Origin of the sequence: Halomonas sp. QHL1 (assembly GCF_001882345.1) — a bacterium.
Lineage (GTDB): Bacteria > Pseudomonadota > Gammaproteobacteria > Pseudomonadales > Halomonadaceae > Vreelandella.
This window is the reverse complement of record NZ_MINL01000001.1, coordinates 898202-914324: the sequence shown is the minus strand read 5'-3', so window position 1 is coordinate 914324 and position 16123 is coordinate 898202. Positions and strand designations below refer to the sequence as shown.

Here is a 16123-nt window from a genome sequence, read left to right as displayed (position 1 = left end):
CTTCAACCGCTTGCACTAAACCAAGGGGTCGCCTAGGCGACCCCTTGTTATTATAAAGAGTTTCTGTAGAACGCTCTTATAAAGCGTGTTGTGAAGCCAAGTTATCTAGCTATAAAGCCTAATTCGTGAAGTGTTACTGCCTAGCTTATTCAATGCTAACGTCTTAACCGCCAGCATTTAGAAAATGTGCAGTACTTTTCCAAGTACTCTTTCAAGTACTCATCCGATTTGTCGAGGAACGTCTGCGATGCAGCAGAACGCCGAACAGACACAATGTCTACCCCTTTTGCCATTGCGCGATGTGGTTGTTTATCCGCAAATGGTCATCCCCCTTTTTGTAGGTCGTGAAAAGTCTATCCAGGCGCTCGAAGCGGCGATGGAGGCTGATAAGCGTGTGCTACTGGTGGCTCAGCGTGAAGCGTCTCAAGATGAGCCTGACAACGCGGACCTTTACGCTATGGGCACCGTGGCTGATATCATGCAACTGCTTAAGTTGCCCGATGGCACGGTCAAAGTACTCATTGAGGGTAATTTCCGAGCGGATGTACTAAAAGTCGAAGAGAATGCCGCAGGTTACACCCAGGCGCATTTAACGGCCAGAGAGAGTGAGCCGCTTACCAGTCGTGAGCAAGAAGCACTGGTTCGCGTGTTGCTCAATCAGTTTGAGCAGTACGTCAAACTCTCTAAAAAAGTCCCCAACGAAGTGCTTAATTCGCTATCGGGGATTGAAGACCCAAGCCGCTTGGTGGACACCATTTGTGCCCATCTGTCGCTCAAAATTGGCGACAAGCAAGAGCTGCTTGAGATGGATCGCGTACGCGATCGTATTGAGCACCTGATGGCGCTGATTGAGTCTGAAATCGACCTGCTGCAAGTAGAGAAGCGCATCCGCTCGCGGGTCAAAGAGCAGATGGAAAAGACTCAGCGCGAGTACTACCTCAATGAGCAGATGAAGGCTATCCAGAAAGAGATGGGTGAGCTGGATAATGTGCCCAATGAGGCTGACAAGTACGAGTTGGCGATTAAAGAGTCTGGAATGCCTAAGGAGGCATCTGAGAAAGCCACTCAAGAGCTCAATAAGCTCAAAATGATGGCCTCAAACTCCGCCGAAGCGACCGTAGTGCGCTCCTATCTGGATTGGTTAGTCGCCGTTCCATGGAAAAAGCGCACCCGGGTTAAGCACGATCTCGTCAAAGCGCAGCAGGTGCTGGATGAAGATCACTACGGCCTGGAAGAGGTCAAAGCGCGCATCCTGGAATACCTTGCCGTCCAGAAACGTGTGCGCAAGATGAAAGGCCCTGTGCTGTGCCTCGTCGGGCCGCCGGGCGTAGGTAAGACCTCACTTGGCCAGTCCATCGCTCGAGCCACTAACCGCAAATATGTGCGTTTGGCGTTAGGTGGTGTCCGCGATGAGTCAGAAATTCGCGGCCATCGGCGTACCTACATTGGCTCATTGCCCGGTAAATTGATGCAGCGGATGAGCCGCGCCGGGGTTAAAAATCCGTTGTTCCTGTTGGATGAGGTCGACAAGCTGGGCATGGATCACCGCGGTGACCCGGCCTCTGCGTTGCTCGAAGTGCTCGATCCCGAGCAGAACAACAGCTTTAGTGATCACTATCTGGAGCTTGATTACGATCTCTCGGAGACGCTGTTCATCTGTACTGCTAACTCGATGAACATTCCCAGCGCACTGCTTGATCGTATGGAGATTATTCGTCTGCCGGGTTACACCGAAGATGAGAAGCTGGCGATCGCGAAGCGCTACTTATTGCCTAAGCAATTAGCCGCAAACGGCTTAAAAGGTGATGAGTTAACGCTGGAAGATAGCGCACTTTTAGAGCTTATTCGTTACTACACTCGAGAAGCGGGTGTGCGTGAGTTAGAACGGCAGATTGCCAAAGTGTCGCGAAAAGTGCTGCGAGAACGGCTTGAAAAAGAGCGTGAGCCGCAAGCCGCCCAAGCGGGTCAGAGCTTAACGGCAGAGCAAATTGAGCACTACGCAGGCGTACGCCGATACAGTTACGGCTTAGCGGAGCAAGACGACCAGATTGGCCGAGTGACGGGTCTTGCCTGGACATCGGTGGGAGGCGAACTGCTCAACATCGAGTCAGTAGTGACGCCGGGTAAAGGGCGAATTAACAAGACTGGGTCACTTGGCGATGTTATGAAAGAGTCGGTGAGTGCCGCCCACACGGTAGTGCGCGCCAGGGCAGAAACGTATGGCATTGATCCCGAACGGTTCGAAAAAGAGGACCTGCATATACACGTTCCTGAAGGGGCAACACCGAAGGATGGGCCCAGCGCAGGTATTGCCATGGTGACGGCTATTGTTTCCGCTTACACCCAGCGGGCGGTACGCTGCGACGTGGCCATGACCGGTGAAGTTAATCTGCGCGGTGAAGTATTGCCGATAGGGGGACTGAAGGAGAAATTGCTGGCAGCCCGCCGCGGTGGTATAAAGACTGTGCTAATTCCTGAAGAAAACCGCCGTGATCTCAAGGAAGTACCTGACAATATCAAAGGTGCATTGGATATTCGTCCGGTACGCTGGATAGATGATGTCTTAGCCGTAGCGCTAGCTGATAAGGTAGAAGACGGTGCGCCATTGAAAAGCACCGAAGCATCGTTTAGTAATAACGTCGTTGCTAGTACCCATTAAGCTGTTAAAGTCCTCGCTGGTCTTTAATTTTACTTAATATATGCCCGCTGTTCGTTTGGCGGGTATCTCGCGGCATGGTTGCTTGACAGATGTTTCAAGGCATTGCTATAAAACGCAACTATGCTTTGATCGTCGTATCCATCGGTGACCATGCCGTTCAGAGCCATTTTTTGAAACAGTCAAGGGGTGAAGAGTGAATAAGTCCGAGCTGATTGAAGCCATTGCCGCGTCTGCAGATATTCCGAAAGCAGCGGCAACCCGCGCATTGGATGCCATGGTGGAGTCTGTCACCGATAGCCTTAAGAAAGGCGAAAGCGTATCTCTGGTAGGTTTTGGTACCTTCGCGATCAAAGAGCGTGCTGCTCGTACTGGCCGTAACCCACAAACGGGTCAGCCAATTCAGATCAGTGCCGCCAAAGTACCCAGCTTCAAAGCAGGTAAAGCGCTGAAAGACGCCGTCAACTAATTTGACAGCGTTTGCTGTAACCTAATGGGCGCATCGCATTGGCGATGCGCCCATGTTATTTTCTGGTTCACTATTTATTTAGGTTTAGCGGGCCGATCTGTTTGGCTGTGACTATCTGAGGCTAGCATGCTGCAAAGTATTCGAGATGGCTCCAGGAGCTGGGGTGCCAAAATTATTATCGGTGTTATGGTTGCGGCCATGGCACTTTTCGGGATCGAGTCACTGTTCGGGCTTTTTGGCAATGATCCAGACGAAGTGGCGAGCGTCAACGGGCAGCCGATTATGCGTCAGCAGGTTGAGCTAGAAGTTCAGCGCGCGCTGCGCTCAGGCCAAGTGCCGCCAGAGCAAGAGCGTGCCTTGCGCAACGATATGGTTGATCAGCTTATTACGCAGCAACTGCTGTCCCAGTATGCAGAAGAGGGTGGCTTTGCCGTTTCTGAACAGCAGCTGGATCAGTTAATTGTCAGCCTGCCGGAATTTCATGATCAGGATGGCCGTTTCTCCGCAGAGGTGTTCCGAAATCGTCTCTCCGGTGCTGGCTATACGCCGGTCTCCTTTCGTGAAGAATTACGCGTCGATATCCAGCGTCAGCATTTACAACAAGGCTTAGCCTTTAGCGACTTTAGCCTGCCGAACGAGCAAGAGCGCTTGGCAGAACTGCAGCGCCAGCAGCGGAACTTCCGCTACGTGGTGCTGGATGGCGACGAGGTGGACGCTGATATCGACATCAGCGAGGACGATCTTCAAGCTTATTATGACGCTCATCAGGAGCGCTATGAGCGCCCGGAACAGGTACGCCTTGAGTATGTGCTGATTGACCGTCAAGCCATGGCGGAGGAACGTGACGTAGACGAAGAGGCGTTGCGTAATGCCTGGAGCGAGCAAAATCGTGATGCTGATCGCCGCGTATCCCACATTATGGTTACCTTTGGCAATGAGCGCAGCCGAGATGAAGCGCAGGAATTGGCCGAGACCGCTCGAGAAGCGCTGGACAGCGGTGAGTCGTTTGAAGACACCGCCGTTCGCTACTCTGACGATACAGCCAGTGCAGAAGAGGGTGGTGATCTTGGGGTGATTAGCCGTGGTTTCTTTGGCGACGCCTTCGATGAAGCGGCCTTTGGTCTCGAAGAGGGTGATGTTTCCCAGCCAGTTGAGTTGGATAACGCTTTCCACATCATTCAGGTGACGGACATTCAGGGGCCCACCTTTGAAGAGCAACGCGACGAGCTGGCTCGGGAAGTAGCGCTGCGCGAAGTTGATGATGAGTTTAATCAGCGAGTTCAACAGCTGATCGACGAGAGCTTCGCTGCCGATGATTTGCAAAGCGTTGCCGATGAGGTTGATCTAACGCTACAGCAGAGCGATTGGCTTGCTCGTGATGATGAGGCTGAAGGGGTGCTATCTGAGCCTGGCGTAATGTCAGCGGCTTTTAGCAACGACGTATTTGAAGAGGGCTACAACAGCGAAGTAATCGAGCTGGATCAGGATCGTCGCTTGGTATTGCGGGTTGCTGAGCAGCGCGATGCGACTCTGCTACCGCTTGATGAAGTGCGCGAGGACGTCGAAATGTCCGTAGCCGCAGAGCAGCAGCAAGAGGCGCTGCGTGAAGAGGCCCAGGCGCTAGTCACAAACCTGCGAGAAGATCAGCAGGTTGATGTTGATTGGCTCGAAGCCAACAACGTAGGCCGCCAAACTGATAACACTGTGCCTCAGTGGATTGTTCAGGAAGTCTTCCGCATGGCGCGCCCAGAAGAGGGCGAGAGCGTCTATCGCACGGTTGAGTTACCGCAAGGAGTTGCTGTGGTAGCGCTGGATAGCGTAAGCGATGGTGAGGTCGATGAGCAGATGGAGACATTCGTTGCGCAAATGGCCGAGCAGTTGCGTGCCCAGTCGGTGCTGCAGGGGTTGATTGATGACCTGCGCAGCGATGCCGATATAGAGCGATAGAATCGCTTAAATTCGAGTTGCAACCAGCAAGCACAAAAAGCCGATCGCGAGATCGGCTTTTTTATACCTGAAACACAACGATTTCAGGCGTTAGGCAATGCTGTCAAAGAGAACTGACGCAGCTCTGGAACCGTATGGTCGGAGTGCTCAATTACAATATCCCAACCGTGCTGGGCATCCCAATCACCTAGCACATAGCGAGTAGCAGGCACCTCTTCTACCGTGAGCGAATGCACTTTGGGACGATGGGTGTGGCCATGAATCATCGTGGCAACACCAAAGCGCTCCATTAGCGAGATAACCTCTTGCGGCGTCACGTCCATAATCGCCTCAGCCTTATTGGCATTGGCTTCGCCCGACTGCATGCGCAGGCTTTTGGCCAGTTCCAGGCGCTGTTCCAGCGGTAGAGCAAGCATTTGCGCCTGCCACGCCGGATTGCGTGACTGCTCGCGAAAGGCCATATAGGCCTCATCCTGGGTACACAGGCTATCGCCATGGAGGAGCACCACGGGAAGGCCTTGAATCTCTACTTGTTCGATATCAGATAGCAGCAGTGCCTGGCAGGCGTTCACAAAGCGTTCACCGAGCAAAAAATCACGGTTACCGTGCATTAAGTAGACAGCGGTGCCATCGCTGCTCAGCTTGTTTAAGCGCTGAATGACCTCCTGGGCAACGCCGCTAAGTGGATGCTGGGTGGCGTCGAGCAGGTCGTCACCAATCCAGGCATCGAAAAGATCGCCCAAGATGTACAGAGCATCGGCCCCTGGGGCAGTATGCTCTAGGTAGCGGTAAAACCCCTGATTGATCTCGGGGGTATCGCTACTTAGATGAAGATCGGCAACAAGCAGTGTGCGCATAAGGCTCCCAGCGTTATTCCGCGTCTTTAACGTACGCGCGCTCGATAATGACATCTTCAGAGGGTACGTCTGCGTGCATACCGCGGCGCGAAGTGGCTACGTCTTTAATCTCGTTGACCACATCCATGCCGTCAACAACTTCGCCAAATACCGCATAGCCCCAGCCTTGCAGGCTTTTGCCGCTGTGATCTAGAAAGCTGTTGTCGCCCACGTTGATAAAAAACTGCGCAGTGGCAGAGTGGGGGTCCTGGGTGCGCGCCATGGCTAGCGTACCGATAGTGTTTTTTAAGCCGTTGTCGGCTTCGTTGTCGATAGGGTCGCGGGTCGGTTTTTGCTCAAAATCTTTATCGAAACCGCCGCCTTGCACCATGAAGCCGTCAATTACACGGTGGAACAGGGTGCCGTCATAAAATCCGTCGCGAACATACTGTTCAAAATTCGCCGCGCTAATCGGCGCTTTTTCGTGGTTAAGAGCGATGGTGATGTCACCATGGTTCGTCTGTAATACGATCATAGATAAATTCCTGTTCAATAAAGACGTTCGCCTTGGCGCTGTGCATCGGCGTCACGTTATAATAGCGGTTTTGCCCTGCACCGCGAAGGGCCATAGGAGTATCCTATGTCTTTAAAGCACGTCTTCAAGGCTTAGCACGCCATCCACCACGAGGTTATCAACACCATCATGACCAACGAGACCACCCCAGCGCCGAACTTCATTCGCAACCAAGTACGCGACGAGATCGAGGGCGGCCAGGTCACTAAAATCGTGACACGCTTCCCCCCGGAGCCCAATGGCTTTCTGCATATCGGCCATGCGAAGTCGATCTGTCTAAATTTCGGGTTGGCGGAGCAACTGGGTGGCGAGTGTCATCTACGTTTCGACGACACTAACCCTGCCAAAGAAGAGCAGGCCTACATCGATGCGATCAAAGAGGACGTCAGTTGGCTAGGCTTTAAATGGACAGGCCCGGTGCGGTTTGCCTCTGATTACTTCGACCAGCTCTATGCCTGGGCGCAGCACTTAATGCGCGAAGGCAAAGCCTACGTTGACGATCTTTCTCCGGATGAAATTCGTGAGTATCGCGGCACTCTGACCGCGCCGGGCAAAGCCAGTCCTTACCGCGAACGCAGCGCCGAAGAGAACCTGGATCTTCTGGCGCGTATGCGCGAAGGGGAGTTTGGCGAAAGTGAAAAGGTCGTGCGCGCCAAGATTGATATGGCCTCACCCAATATCAATCTACGCGACCCGATAATTTATCGAATTCGCCACGCCACCCATCACCAAACCGGTGATAAGTGGAAAATTTACCCCTCTTACGACTTTACTCATGGCCAGTCAGACGCCATCGAAGGCATTACGCACTCGATTTGCACCCTGGAATTTGAAGATCACCGCCCGCTGTACGAGTGGTTTTTAAATAATCTGCCGGTACCCGCAACACCGCGCCAGATCGAGTTTGCCCGGCTGAATCTCGACTACACCCTGACTTCCAAGCGCAAGCTCAAGCTGCTGGTGGATGAGCAAATCGTCGATGGTTGGGACGACCCGCGCATGCCGACGATCTCGGGGATGCGTCGCCGTGGCTACACGCCAGCGTCTATTCGTAAGTTCTGCGAAATGATTGGCGTTACTCGTGCCGACGGTGGCCTGGTGGATATCGCTATGCTGACACACGCCATTCGCTCGGATCTTGAAGACAATGCCCCGCGCGCCATGTGTGTGTTAAAGCCGCTGAAAGTCGTGCTCACCAACGTGCCGGAAGATCACCAGGAGGTGTACGACGTTCCAGGTCACCCCGCCCGTGAAGATATGACGGTGCGTCAGGTGCCGTTTAGCCGCGAGCTGTATATCGACCAAGACGACTTTATGGAAGATGCGCCTAAAAAGTTCTTCCGTTTGGCACCCGGTAAAGAAGTACGCCTGCGCAATAGCTACGTGATCCGCTGTGACGAAGTAATCAAAGACGCCGCCGGTGAGATCAGCGAACTGCACTGCTCGGTGGATTTCGATACGCTGGGTAAAAACCCCGAAGGGCGTAAGGTCAAAGGCGTCATTCACTGGGTCAGCGCTGCACACGGCGTGCCCATGGAAGTGCGTCTTTACGACAATTTGTTCACCGTTGAGCAGCCTGATCGCGACAAAGATGTCGACTTTCTTGAGCATCTTAATCCGGAGTCACTGGTCGTTTGTCAGGCAATCGGTGAGCCAAGCTTAGCCCTCGCAACGCCCGAGTCACGCTTCCAGTTCGAGCGCATTGGCTACTTCTGCGCCGACCGCCACGACTCTACGCCAGAGCATTTGGTGTTTAACCGTACCGTGGGGTTGAAAGATAGCTGGGCTAAAATCAAGCAGAAGGGCTAAAACAAACATGGATAGCCATATGCATATTTACAATACGCTGACGCGCCGCAAAGAACCTTTCACCCCGCTGGAAGCGGGTAAGGTGAGCATGTATGTATGCGGCATGACGGTGTATGACTACTGCCACCTAGGGCACGCTCGCGTCATGGTCGCCTTTGACGTCATCACCCGCTATCTGCGTGAGCGCGGCTATGGCGTTAACTACGTGCGCAACATTACCGATATCGACGATAAGATCCTCAAGCGCGCCGACGAGAATGGTGAAAGCATCACTGCGCTGACAGAGCGCATGATTGACGCCATGCACGAAGACGAGGCGCGCCTATTTGTCTTGCCGCCCAGCCATGAGCCCCGCGCCACCGGCCATATCGACGATATTGTGGCGATGATTGAAACGCTGATTGAAAAAGGCTTTGCCTACGCGGCCGATAACGGTGATGTCTACTACCGCGTGCGCAAATTCGCCGATTACGGCAAGCTCAATAACCGCCAGTTAGACGATATGCGTTCAGGCGCGCGGGTTGATGTGGATGTTCATAAAGAAGACCCCCTCGACTTTGTGCTTTGGAAGGCCGCTAAGCCAGGGGAGGCGCACTGGGCGTCCCCCTGGGGGAATGGGCGGCCTGGCTGGCACATTGAGTGCTCGGCCATGTCGACTTGCTGCTTGGGCGATACCTTCGACATTCATGGCGGCGGACCGGATCTAACCTTCCCGCACCATGAAAATGAGATCGCGCAAAGCGAAGCGGCCACCGGCAAAACCTACGTTAATACCTGGATGCATGCTGGCGCCGTGCGGGTGAATCAGGAAAAGATGTCCAAATCCCTGGGCAATTTTTTCACCATTCGCGACGTGCTGGCCGAGCACGACCCTGAAGTGGTGCGCTTTCTGCTGGTGGCTAGTCACTACCGTAGCCCGATCAACTACTCAGTTGATTCACTGACCGAGGCGCGTAAATCGCTAACGCGCTTGTACACCGCGTTGGAAGGTCTTGAACTAGGCGATGCAAATGGTGAGGCAAACGACGACGCTGCGGCTTACCGTGAGCGCTTTACCCAGGTAATGGACGATGACTTCAATACACCTGAAGCCCTGGCGGTGATGTTTGAGCTGGCTCGCGAGGTCAATCGCGCCAAGCAAGAGCAGCCAGTTGAAGCCGCCAAACTCGCGGGTGAGTTAAAGCAGCTTGGGTCTATTCTGGGGCTTCTTCAGCAGGTGCCACAAACCTTCTTAAAAGGCACGCAGCAGCAGGGCATGCCGCTTAGCGAGAGTGAGATCGAAGCGAAAATTGCTCAGCGCATTGAGGCTAAAGCCAATAAAGACTTCGCCCAGGCGGATGCGATTCGTGATGAACTTGCTGCGATGGGAATTATTCTGAAAGACTCCAGGGAAGGGACTTCTTGGGTGTTTGAAGCGCCTTAATCAAGAACCTTAATCACTCGTTGGTAGCTTATGCGCTAACTTAAACGCTGAGGGCTTTTATAATAGCTAAGCTGAAGGCTCTTATAATGGCAATATAAGAGCCTCATTCGTTAAAAAGCCCACTTCAAAAGGAATTCAAAGATGCGCTTTTCAGCTAATTCTTTCATTGCTAAGCCCTTAATCGCTGCCTGTGCCGTGTCCATTGCGGCCTTTTCTCCTGTCAGTGCCAACGAGCCCGTCGTAGTGTCATCCAAAATCGATACCGAAGGTTCGGTTCTGGGGGAGCTGATTGTTCAGACCCTGGAGCGCAATGACATTGCGACCGAAAACCGCTTACAGCTGGGCGGAACTAGCGTCGTGCGCACTGCCTTAGAAGCAGGCGAAATTGACCTTTACCCAGAATACACGGGTAATGGCGCGTTCTTTTTCGATATGACCGATAGTCCCGTATGGAATAATGCTGACCAGGCATATGAAACAGTACGCGAACGTGATGCGGAGCAAGGCTTGATATGGCTGCAACCCGCCAGCGCTAATAACACCTGGGCAATGAGCATTCGCGAGGATGTCGCCGAAGAGAATGAACTGGTGAACCTTGAAGATCTCGCTGCCTATTTGGCCGATGGCGGTGATTTCAAATTTGCCGCGAGCGCTGAATTCGTTGAGTCTGCTCAAGCCCTACCCGCGTTCCAGGACGCCTACGGGTTTGAGTTAAGCGATGATCAACTGTTAGTGCTTTCTGGTGGTAATACCGCCGCTACCATGCGGGCCGCCGCCCAGCAGACCAGCGGCGTTAATGGCGCTATGACCTATGGCACGGACGGTGGCTTAAGTGCGCTGGGGCTGGTAGTGCTGGAAGACACTAAGGGTGTGCAGCCGGTGTATCAGCCTGCCCCAGTGGTGCGTGAAAGCGTACTGGAAACGTATCCAGAAATAGAAACGCTGCTCAATGAAGTTTTCACCAGCCTGGATTTGGTGACTCTGCAAACGCTCAATGCTGATGTCGCCGTTAACGGGCTGTCTCCAGCCCAAGTGGCCAGTGACTATCTCGACACGCTTAATAACTAATGCTTGATGTTCTTAATAACCAATGCTGACGCTCGGGATAACTAATTAATGTCACTAATGGATGCACTGCCCACCCCGCGGCTTCGCTGGGAAGGGCGGCACCCGAATATTGTGCTTGTTAGCCTTAGCCTAACGATGTTGGCCGCGTTCTGGATCCTTGACGTGGTCAGCATGGCCCCCAATCGCATTGTGTTGGGTACGGGATATGGCGCCTTAACAGCTTTTGGTTGGCCCGGTGCGCTATTAGTAACGTTATTGCTCTCCTGTATAGGCATTCTCGCCTGGGAGCCTAGCCAGCGTCACTACCGGGCGCTGCTAGCGGCGGTGGTAGTCATAATGGCGCTGATGCCGGTGGGGTTGATAGCGAGCAGCTATTTACTCATTGACCCTGAGATGCCTCAAGCGCGTTTGGGTTTGGGGGCAGCGTATTGGGTTGTACTGTTTGTACTCCTGCTGTGCTTGGTAGAACTACGGTTACGCTTAAACCTCACGCGGATATGGCCTACGCTGCTGCTGTGTTGTGTTGCGATGGTGTGGTGGCTCTGTGCGGCTTTAGGGCTGGAAACGCTTGCCCTCGTTCAAGAATTTAAAGCCCGTGATCAACAGTTTCTAAGCGCCGTCGCGCAACATATTAAGCTGGTTGGTATCGCCGTTAGCGTCAGTATTGTGCTTGGGTTGGCGCTTGCCATGCTGATGCGCCGTTACGCCCGGCTCCAGAAGGGCGCGTTCGCCGTCCTCAATTTTCTTCAAACCATTCCCAGCTTGGCGCTATTCGGTCTACTGCTGGCGCCGCTCGCCTGGCTTGCCGCCAACGTACCTTTTTTAGGCCAGCTTGGCGTTAGCGGTATTGGCACAACGCCCGCCTTAATTGCCCTCATTGCCTATAGCCTGCTGCCTATTGTGCGCAATACCTATACCGCGCTTGAACAAGTGAGTCCCGACACATTAGAAGCCGCCAAAGGGATGGGCATGCGTGCCGGGCAGCGCTTTTGGCAGGTGCGGTTACCGCTGGCGCTGCCGGTGCTGTTGGAAGGGGTGAGGATTACCACTGTACAGGCCGTTGGGCTCACCGCAGTTGCCGCCCTGATTGGTGCAGGCGGGCTGGGTACCTTTATTTTTCAAGGCTTAGGTCAGGCTGCCATGGATATGGTGTTGCTTGGCGCGTTGCCTATTTTAATGCTGGCTCTGGTGGTGGATGCGGGCTTAGGTGCCTTGGCAGAAGCGCTGCGCCCCGGAGGAACAAGATGATCGAGCTCTCCCACGTATCCAAGCGGTTTGGGGATGAAACCGCGGTGGACGATATTTCGCTACGGGTACCGAAGGGTAAATTCTGTGCTTTAGTGGGTACCTCCGGCTGTGGTAAATCGACCACGCTACGTATGATCAACCGCTTAATTGAGCACAGCGAAGGCGACATCATCCTCGATGGCCAGGCGATTGACGCGTATGACCCGGTGAAATTACGCCGCCGGATTGGCTATGTGATTCAGCACACCGGGCTTTTTCCCCACTGGAACGTTGCGCGCAACATTGGCCTGGTGCCACGCTTATTGAAATGGTCAGCAACCGACGTCCAGTCGCGGGTGGCGGAGTTAATGCATTTGCTCGGCTTGCCGGTCGATGAGTTTGGGCATAAATATCCGCATCAGCTTTCCGGGGGGCAGGCGCAGCGAGTAGGCGTTGCCCGTGCCCTGGCGGCAGACCCGGATATATTGCTGATGGATGAACCCTTCGGCGCGCTTGATCCCATTACCCGTGAAAAACTCCAGGATGAGCTGGCCAAGCTACAAGGGCGGCTACACAAAACCGTGGTGTTCGTGACCCACGATATGGATGAAGCGCTTAAGCTGGCGGATCACTTAGTGGTGATGCGTGAAGGGCGAATCGTGCAACAAGGTTCACCGCTGGCGCTATTGCAAAACCCCGTTGACCCTTTTGTCGAGTCGCTGCTGGGTGGCCTTGAGCGGGGCCTTAAGCAGGCGGCGTTAACCCGTGTGAAAGATCACATGACCTCTATGGGGCCTACTTTGCCCGCCCAGTCGCGAATACCGGCAGACTTCTCGCTGCGTCAGGCACTCTCCATGATGCTGCGCGACCACAGCGATAGGCTTGCCGTCGTCGACCAGCACGATGTCCCCATTGGCGAGCTATCGCTGCGCAGAATTATTAAGGAAGCTCAGTTGGATAAGGGAAATGCGCGTGAGTAATTCGCTTAGCGTCGCGCAGCCCGGCAAAAAAGCGCCGCTGTGGCTATGGCCGTTGGTGTGGGGTCTACTGCTGTTGCTCAGTGTGCTGGCGATGTCCGCAGCCGAGCCACTGTTTCGCTGGATAGAGCCCGATGCCCGCCAGGTAATCTACGACCGCGCCGGTTTTGTCACCTTGCTTGGCCGCCATCTCTTTGTGGTTGGTATTGCCGCGGTGGTGACCATTATCGTGGGGGTCGCCGCAGGCATTGCCGTTACCCGCAGCTGGGGCAGTGACTTTCTACCGTTAGTGGCCCAGTTGGCATCGCTGGGGCAAACGTTTCCCCCGGTGGCCGTCCTGGCGCTGGCGGTGCCCGTTCTGGGTTTTGGCACCTTACCGATTATTGTCGCTTTGATGCTCTATGGGCTGCTACCTATCGTGCGCAATACCCTTGCCGGTCTGCAGGGGGTCGAAGGCGATATTAAAACCGCCGCCCACGCCATGGGCATGACACCAACGCAACTCCTGCGCCAAGTTGAGCTGCCGCTGGCAGCGCCGGTCATTTTGGCGGGCGTCCGTACCTCGGTAACCATCAATATCGCCACGGCTGCCTTAGGGGCTACCGTGGGGGCTAGCAACCTGGGCGACCCGATTATCTCCGGTATCGTGAACGGCAATATGGCCTATGTGGTGCAAGGGGCGCTGACCATTGCGTTGTTGGCCCTGACAATTGATAGCCTGTTCGAAGTGTTGCAGCGTCAACTCCGTGCACGTATCTCTGATACCTAATTGTTCTGCGGTTTAACGTCTCTGCGTCTTAAGTAGCATCCCTAAAGTCCTTGCGCTGCGTTATTGTCCTAAATGTTGTGGTAGCTAGGTGTTGCGTTGGCCTATGACAGATAAATCCACTGGCATAAACGGTCAATACCAACAACACTGCCCTCAAAAGGGGTAAAACAAGGACAATAATGATGACACAGTACGTACACCAGCCGGAGTTCATGACCGGCGACGAATTTTCAATTCCTACCTTCAGCCTGCTTAACCCCGAAGGTGAGCTGCATAGCGGCGCTACTGAGCCGGTACTCGAACGCGATCACGCCCGGCGTATCTACCAGGCGATGCTGGCCACGCGTATTCTCGATGAGCGCATGATGGCGGCTCAGCGCCAAGGGCGGTTGAGCTTCTACATGCAGTGTACCGGGGAAGAGGCCGCCGTAGTGGGCGCCACCGCTGCGCTTAATGACGCCGATATGATTATGGCCCAGTACCGCGAGCAGGGCGCTTTAATGTATCGCGGCTTCTCAATCGACGAATTTATGAATCAGCTGTTCGGCAACGAGCTGGACTATGGCAAAGGCCGCCAAATGCCGATTCACTATGGGTCACGTAAGCTGCACTACATGACCATCTCGTCGCCTTTAGCTACTCAGATCCCCCAGGCGACGGGCTACGCCTACGGGCAAAAACTTGCCGGTCACGGTCACTGCACGTTAACTTTTTTTGGTGAAGGCGCTGCCTCTGAGGGAGACTTCCACGCCGCGCTGAATATGGCCTCAGTGCATCAGGTGCCGGTGATTTTCTTCTGCCGTAACAATGGCTATGCCATTTCCACACCCGCCGTCGAGCAGTTTGCGGCCGACGGTATCGCTCCGCGTGCCTTTGGCTACCACATGCACGTGATCCGGGTAGATGGGAACGACGTGCTGGCTGTTTACGAGGCAACTCGGCAGGCACGCAAGATCGCCGTTGAGCAAAATCAGCCGGTATTGATCGAGGCCATGAGCTATCGCCTTGCCGCGCACTCCTCTTCCGATGACCCTTCTGGCTATCGCTCGAAAGATGAGGAGGAGGTGTGGCGCGCCAAAGACCCACTGCTGCGGCTGCAAAAATGGCTCTTGAAGAAACAGTGGTGGAGCGAAGAGGAGGAGACCACCCAGCAGGAAACTCTTCGCCGTGAAGTACTGGAAACCATGAAGCGGGCAGAAAAGCGCTCATCGCCGCCGCTAGAGAGCCTGATCAGCGATGTGTATGCCGATATCACTCCCTCGCTGCAGCGCCAATTCGATCAGTTAAAACGCCATATCCGTCGCTACCCCGAGGCTTACCCCCGCGGGGCGCAGTCGTTGGATTTAGACGTGGGCACCGAGACCGATACCCAGGGAGAGGCGTAACATGGCTACCATGAACATGCTCCAGGCAATTAATAATGCACTGGATATCTCCATGGCAGAGGATGAAAAAGTCATCTGCTTTGGTGAAGACGTAGGTATTTTTGGCGGCGTATTTCGGGCCACCAGTCATCTGCAGGAGAAGTACGGCAAAGCGCGCTGCTTCAACACCCCCCTTGTCGAGCAGGGTATTATCGGCTTTGCCAACGGCTTGGCGGCCCAAGGCTCGGTGCCTGTGGCAGAAATACAGTTTGCCGACTATATCTTTCCCGCGTTTGACCAGATCGTTAACGAAACCGCCAAGTTCCGCTACCGCTCAGGCGATCTGTTTAACGTTGGCGGATTGACCATTCGCACACCTTACGGCGGCGGTATCGCCGGTGGACTCTATCACTCCCAATCACCCGAAGCCTATTTCACCCATACACCTGGATTAAAGGTGGTGGTGCCGCGCAACCCCTATCAGGCCAAAGGGCTACTGCTTGCCGCTATTCGCGACCCGGATCCGGTGCTTTTTCTGGAGCCCAAACGGCTCTATCGCGCTTCGGTAGGCGACGTGCCCGAAGAGGATTACCAGCTTCCCATTGGCGAAGCCGAAATCACCAAGGAGGGCACGGATATCACCGTGGTGGGCTGGGGCGCGCAGATGGAGGTGATCGGCAAAGCGGTTGAGTTAGCAGAAGAGCAGGGCATCGCCTGTGAAGTGATCGATCTGCGCTCACTGCTGCCCTGGGATGCGGATACGGTGGCTGAATCGGTATTAAAAACCGGCCGGCTCGTGGTGAGCCATGAAGCGCCGTTAACCGGCGGTTTTGCCGGTGAAATTGCTGCTACTATTCAAGAGCGTTGTTTTCTCTACCTGGAATCGCCCATTGCCCGGGTGACGGGTCTGGATACGCCTTTTCCGCTGGTGCTGGAAAAAGAGTATCTGCCTGATCACCTGAAGATTTTTGAAGCGATTCGCGAAAGCGTCAACTTTTAGCGGC

The 16123-nt window shown here is 54.3% G+C and carries 14 protein-coding genes; 11 read left to right on the top strand and 3 right to left on the bottom strand.

The annotated features are described in order from the left end of the window. The first annotated feature begins 247 nt into the window (after window positions 1-247). The 3 genes from lon to QHL1GM_RS04125 all read left to right on the top strand — a co-directional run bounded on the left by lon (window position 248) and on the right by QHL1GM_RS04125 (window position 5072). On the top strand, window positions 248-2659 hold the full coding sequence (lon, locus tag QHL1GM_RS04135) for an endopeptidase La (RefSeq protein WP_071693343.1): 2412 nt from the start codon (window positions 248-250) through the stop codon (window positions 2657-2659). A gap of 193 nt (window positions 2660-2852) precedes the next feature. After that, on the top strand, window positions 2853-3125 hold the full coding sequence (locus QHL1GM_RS04130; protein WP_007114333.1) for an HU family DNA-binding protein: 273 nt from the start codon (window positions 2853-2855) through the stop codon (window positions 3123-3125). Between the two features lie 126 nt (window positions 3126-3251). Then, entirely contained in the window at window positions 3252-5072 is a 1821-nt protein-coding gene (locus QHL1GM_RS04125) for a SurA N-terminal domain-containing protein (RefSeq protein WP_071693342.1), read from the top strand. Window positions 5073-5155: 83 nt separating this feature from the next. Here the strand turns inward: QHL1GM_RS04125 and QHL1GM_RS04120 are convergent, their stop codons facing one another. The 3 genes from QHL1GM_RS04120 to QHL1GM_RS19805 are packed head-to-tail and all read right to left on the bottom strand — an operon-like array spanning window position 5156 to window position 6537. Next, window positions 5156-5929 (bottom strand): UDP-2,3-diacylglucosamine diphosphatase, encoded by a 774-nt coding sequence (locus tag QHL1GM_RS04120; RefSeq protein ID WP_071693341.1) that lies wholly within the window; start codon window positions 5927-5929, stop codon window positions 5156-5158. A 13-nt stretch (window positions 5930-5942) separates the two neighbouring features. Then, on the bottom strand, window positions 5943-6443 hold the full coding sequence (locus tag QHL1GM_RS04115; RefSeq protein ID WP_071693340.1) for a peptidylprolyl isomerase: 501 nt from the start codon (window positions 6441-6443) through the stop codon (window positions 5943-5945). Next, window positions 6415-6537, bottom strand: a complete 123-nt coding sequence (locus tag QHL1GM_RS19805) for a hypothetical protein (RefSeq protein ID WP_007114329.1) — start codon at window positions 6535-6537, stop codon at window positions 6415-6417. The genes QHL1GM_RS04115 and QHL1GM_RS19805 overlap by 29 nt, the downstream gene beginning before the upstream one ends. A 74-nt stretch (window positions 6538-6611) precedes the next feature. On the opposite strand from QHL1GM_RS19805, the gene QHL1GM_RS04110 reads away from it, so the two are divergent. The 8 genes from QHL1GM_RS04110 (at window position 6612) to QHL1GM_RS04075 (ending at window position 16119) form a co-directional block, all read left to right on the top strand. After that, window positions 6612-8291 carry a glutamine--tRNA ligase/YqeY domain fusion protein gene (locus QHL1GM_RS04110; protein ID WP_071693339.1) on the top strand — a complete coding sequence of 560 codons (1680 nt, stop codon included), beginning with the start codon at window positions 6612-6614 and terminating at the stop codon, window positions 8289-8291. Between the two features lie 19 nt (window positions 8292-8310). Beyond that, a complete protein-coding gene (gene cysS, locus QHL1GM_RS04105) occupies window positions 8311-9714 on the top strand; it encodes a cysteine--tRNA ligase (RefSeq protein ID WP_175540413.1) in 1404 nt (467 codons plus the stop codon). Window positions 9715-9855: 141 nt separating this feature from the next. Continuing rightward, complete coding sequence (locus QHL1GM_RS04100) at window positions 9856-10782, top strand: ABC transporter substrate-binding protein (protein WP_071693337.1); 927 nt, start codon at window positions 9856-9858, stop codon at window positions 10780-10782. A 48-nt stretch (window positions 10783-10830) separates the two neighbouring features. Then, window positions 10831-12030 (top strand): ABC transporter permease, encoded by a 1200-nt coding sequence (locus QHL1GM_RS04095; protein WP_071693336.1) that lies wholly within the window; start codon window positions 10831-10833, stop codon window positions 12028-12030. Then, window positions 12027-12989 (top strand): ABC transporter ATP-binding protein, encoded by a 963-nt coding sequence (locus QHL1GM_RS04090; protein WP_071693335.1) that lies wholly within the window; start codon window positions 12027-12029, stop codon window positions 12987-12989. Before QHL1GM_RS04095 ends, QHL1GM_RS04090 begins: the two co-directional genes overlap by 4 nt. Then, window positions 12976-13755, top strand: a complete 780-nt coding sequence (locus QHL1GM_RS04085; RefSeq protein WP_071693334.1) for an ABC transporter permease — start codon at window positions 12976-12978, stop codon at window positions 13753-13755. Before QHL1GM_RS04090 ends, QHL1GM_RS04085 begins: the two co-directional genes overlap by 14 nt. A 182-nt stretch (window positions 13756-13937) precedes the next feature. Further along, a complete protein-coding gene (locus QHL1GM_RS04080; protein ID WP_071693333.1) occupies window positions 13938-15140 on the top strand; it encodes a thiamine pyrophosphate-dependent dehydrogenase E1 component subunit alpha in 1203 nt (400 codons plus the stop codon). 1 nt (window position 15141) lies between these two features. After that, complete coding sequence (locus QHL1GM_RS04075) at window positions 15142-16119, top strand: alpha-ketoacid dehydrogenase subunit beta (RefSeq protein ID WP_071693332.1); 978 nt, start codon at window positions 15142-15144, stop codon at window positions 16117-16119. Window positions 16120-16123: the final 4 nt, after the last annotated feature.

Coding starts and splice junctions, on each gene's coding strand:
- QHL1GM_RS04110 (WP_071693339.1), top strand. CDS start 6,612: ATGACCAACGAGACCACCCCAGCGCCGAACTTCATTCGCAACCAAGTA.
- QHL1GM_RS04100 (WP_071693337.1), top strand. CDS start 9,856: ATGCGCTTTTCAGCTAATTCTTTCATTGCTAAGCCCTTAATCGCTGCC.
- QHL1GM_RS04125 (WP_071693342.1), top strand. CDS start 3,252: ATGCTGCAAAGTATTCGAGATGGCTCCAGGAGCTGGGGTGCCAAAATT.
- QHL1GM_RS04090 (WP_071693335.1), top strand. CDS start 12,027: ATGATCGAGCTCTCCCACGTATCCAAGCGGTTTGGGGATGAAACCGCG.
- QHL1GM_RS04080 (WP_071693333.1), top strand. CDS start 13,938: ATGACACAGTACGTACACCAGCCGGAGTTCATGACCGGCGACGAATTT.
- QHL1GM_RS04120 (WP_071693341.1), bottom strand. CDS start 5,929: ATGCGCACACTGCTTGTTGCCGATCTTCATCTAAGTAGCGATACCCCC.
- QHL1GM_RS04085 (WP_071693334.1), top strand. CDS start 12,976: ATGCGCGTGAGTAATTCGCTTAGCGTCGCGCAGCCCGGCAAAAAAGCG.
- QHL1GM_RS04095 (WP_071693336.1), top strand. CDS start 10,831: ATGTCACTAATGGATGCACTGCCCACCCCGCGGCTTCGCTGGGAAGGG.
- QHL1GM_RS04115 (WP_071693340.1), bottom strand. CDS start 6,443: ATGATCGTATTACAGACGAACCATGGTGACATCACCATCGCTCTTAAC.
- QHL1GM_RS19805 (WP_007114329.1), bottom strand. CDS start 6,537: ATGGCCCTTCGCGGTGCAGGGCAAAACCGCTATTATAACGTGACGCCG.
- cysS (WP_175540413.1), top strand. CDS start 8,311: ATGCATATTTACAATACGCTGACGCGCCGCAAAGAACCTTTCACCCCG.
- lon (WP_071693343.1), top strand. CDS start 248: ATGCAGCAGAACGCCGAACAGACACAATGTCTACCCCTTTTGCCATTG.
- QHL1GM_RS04075 (WP_071693332.1), top strand. CDS start 15,142: ATGGCTACCATGAACATGCTCCAGGCAATTAATAATGCACTGGATATC.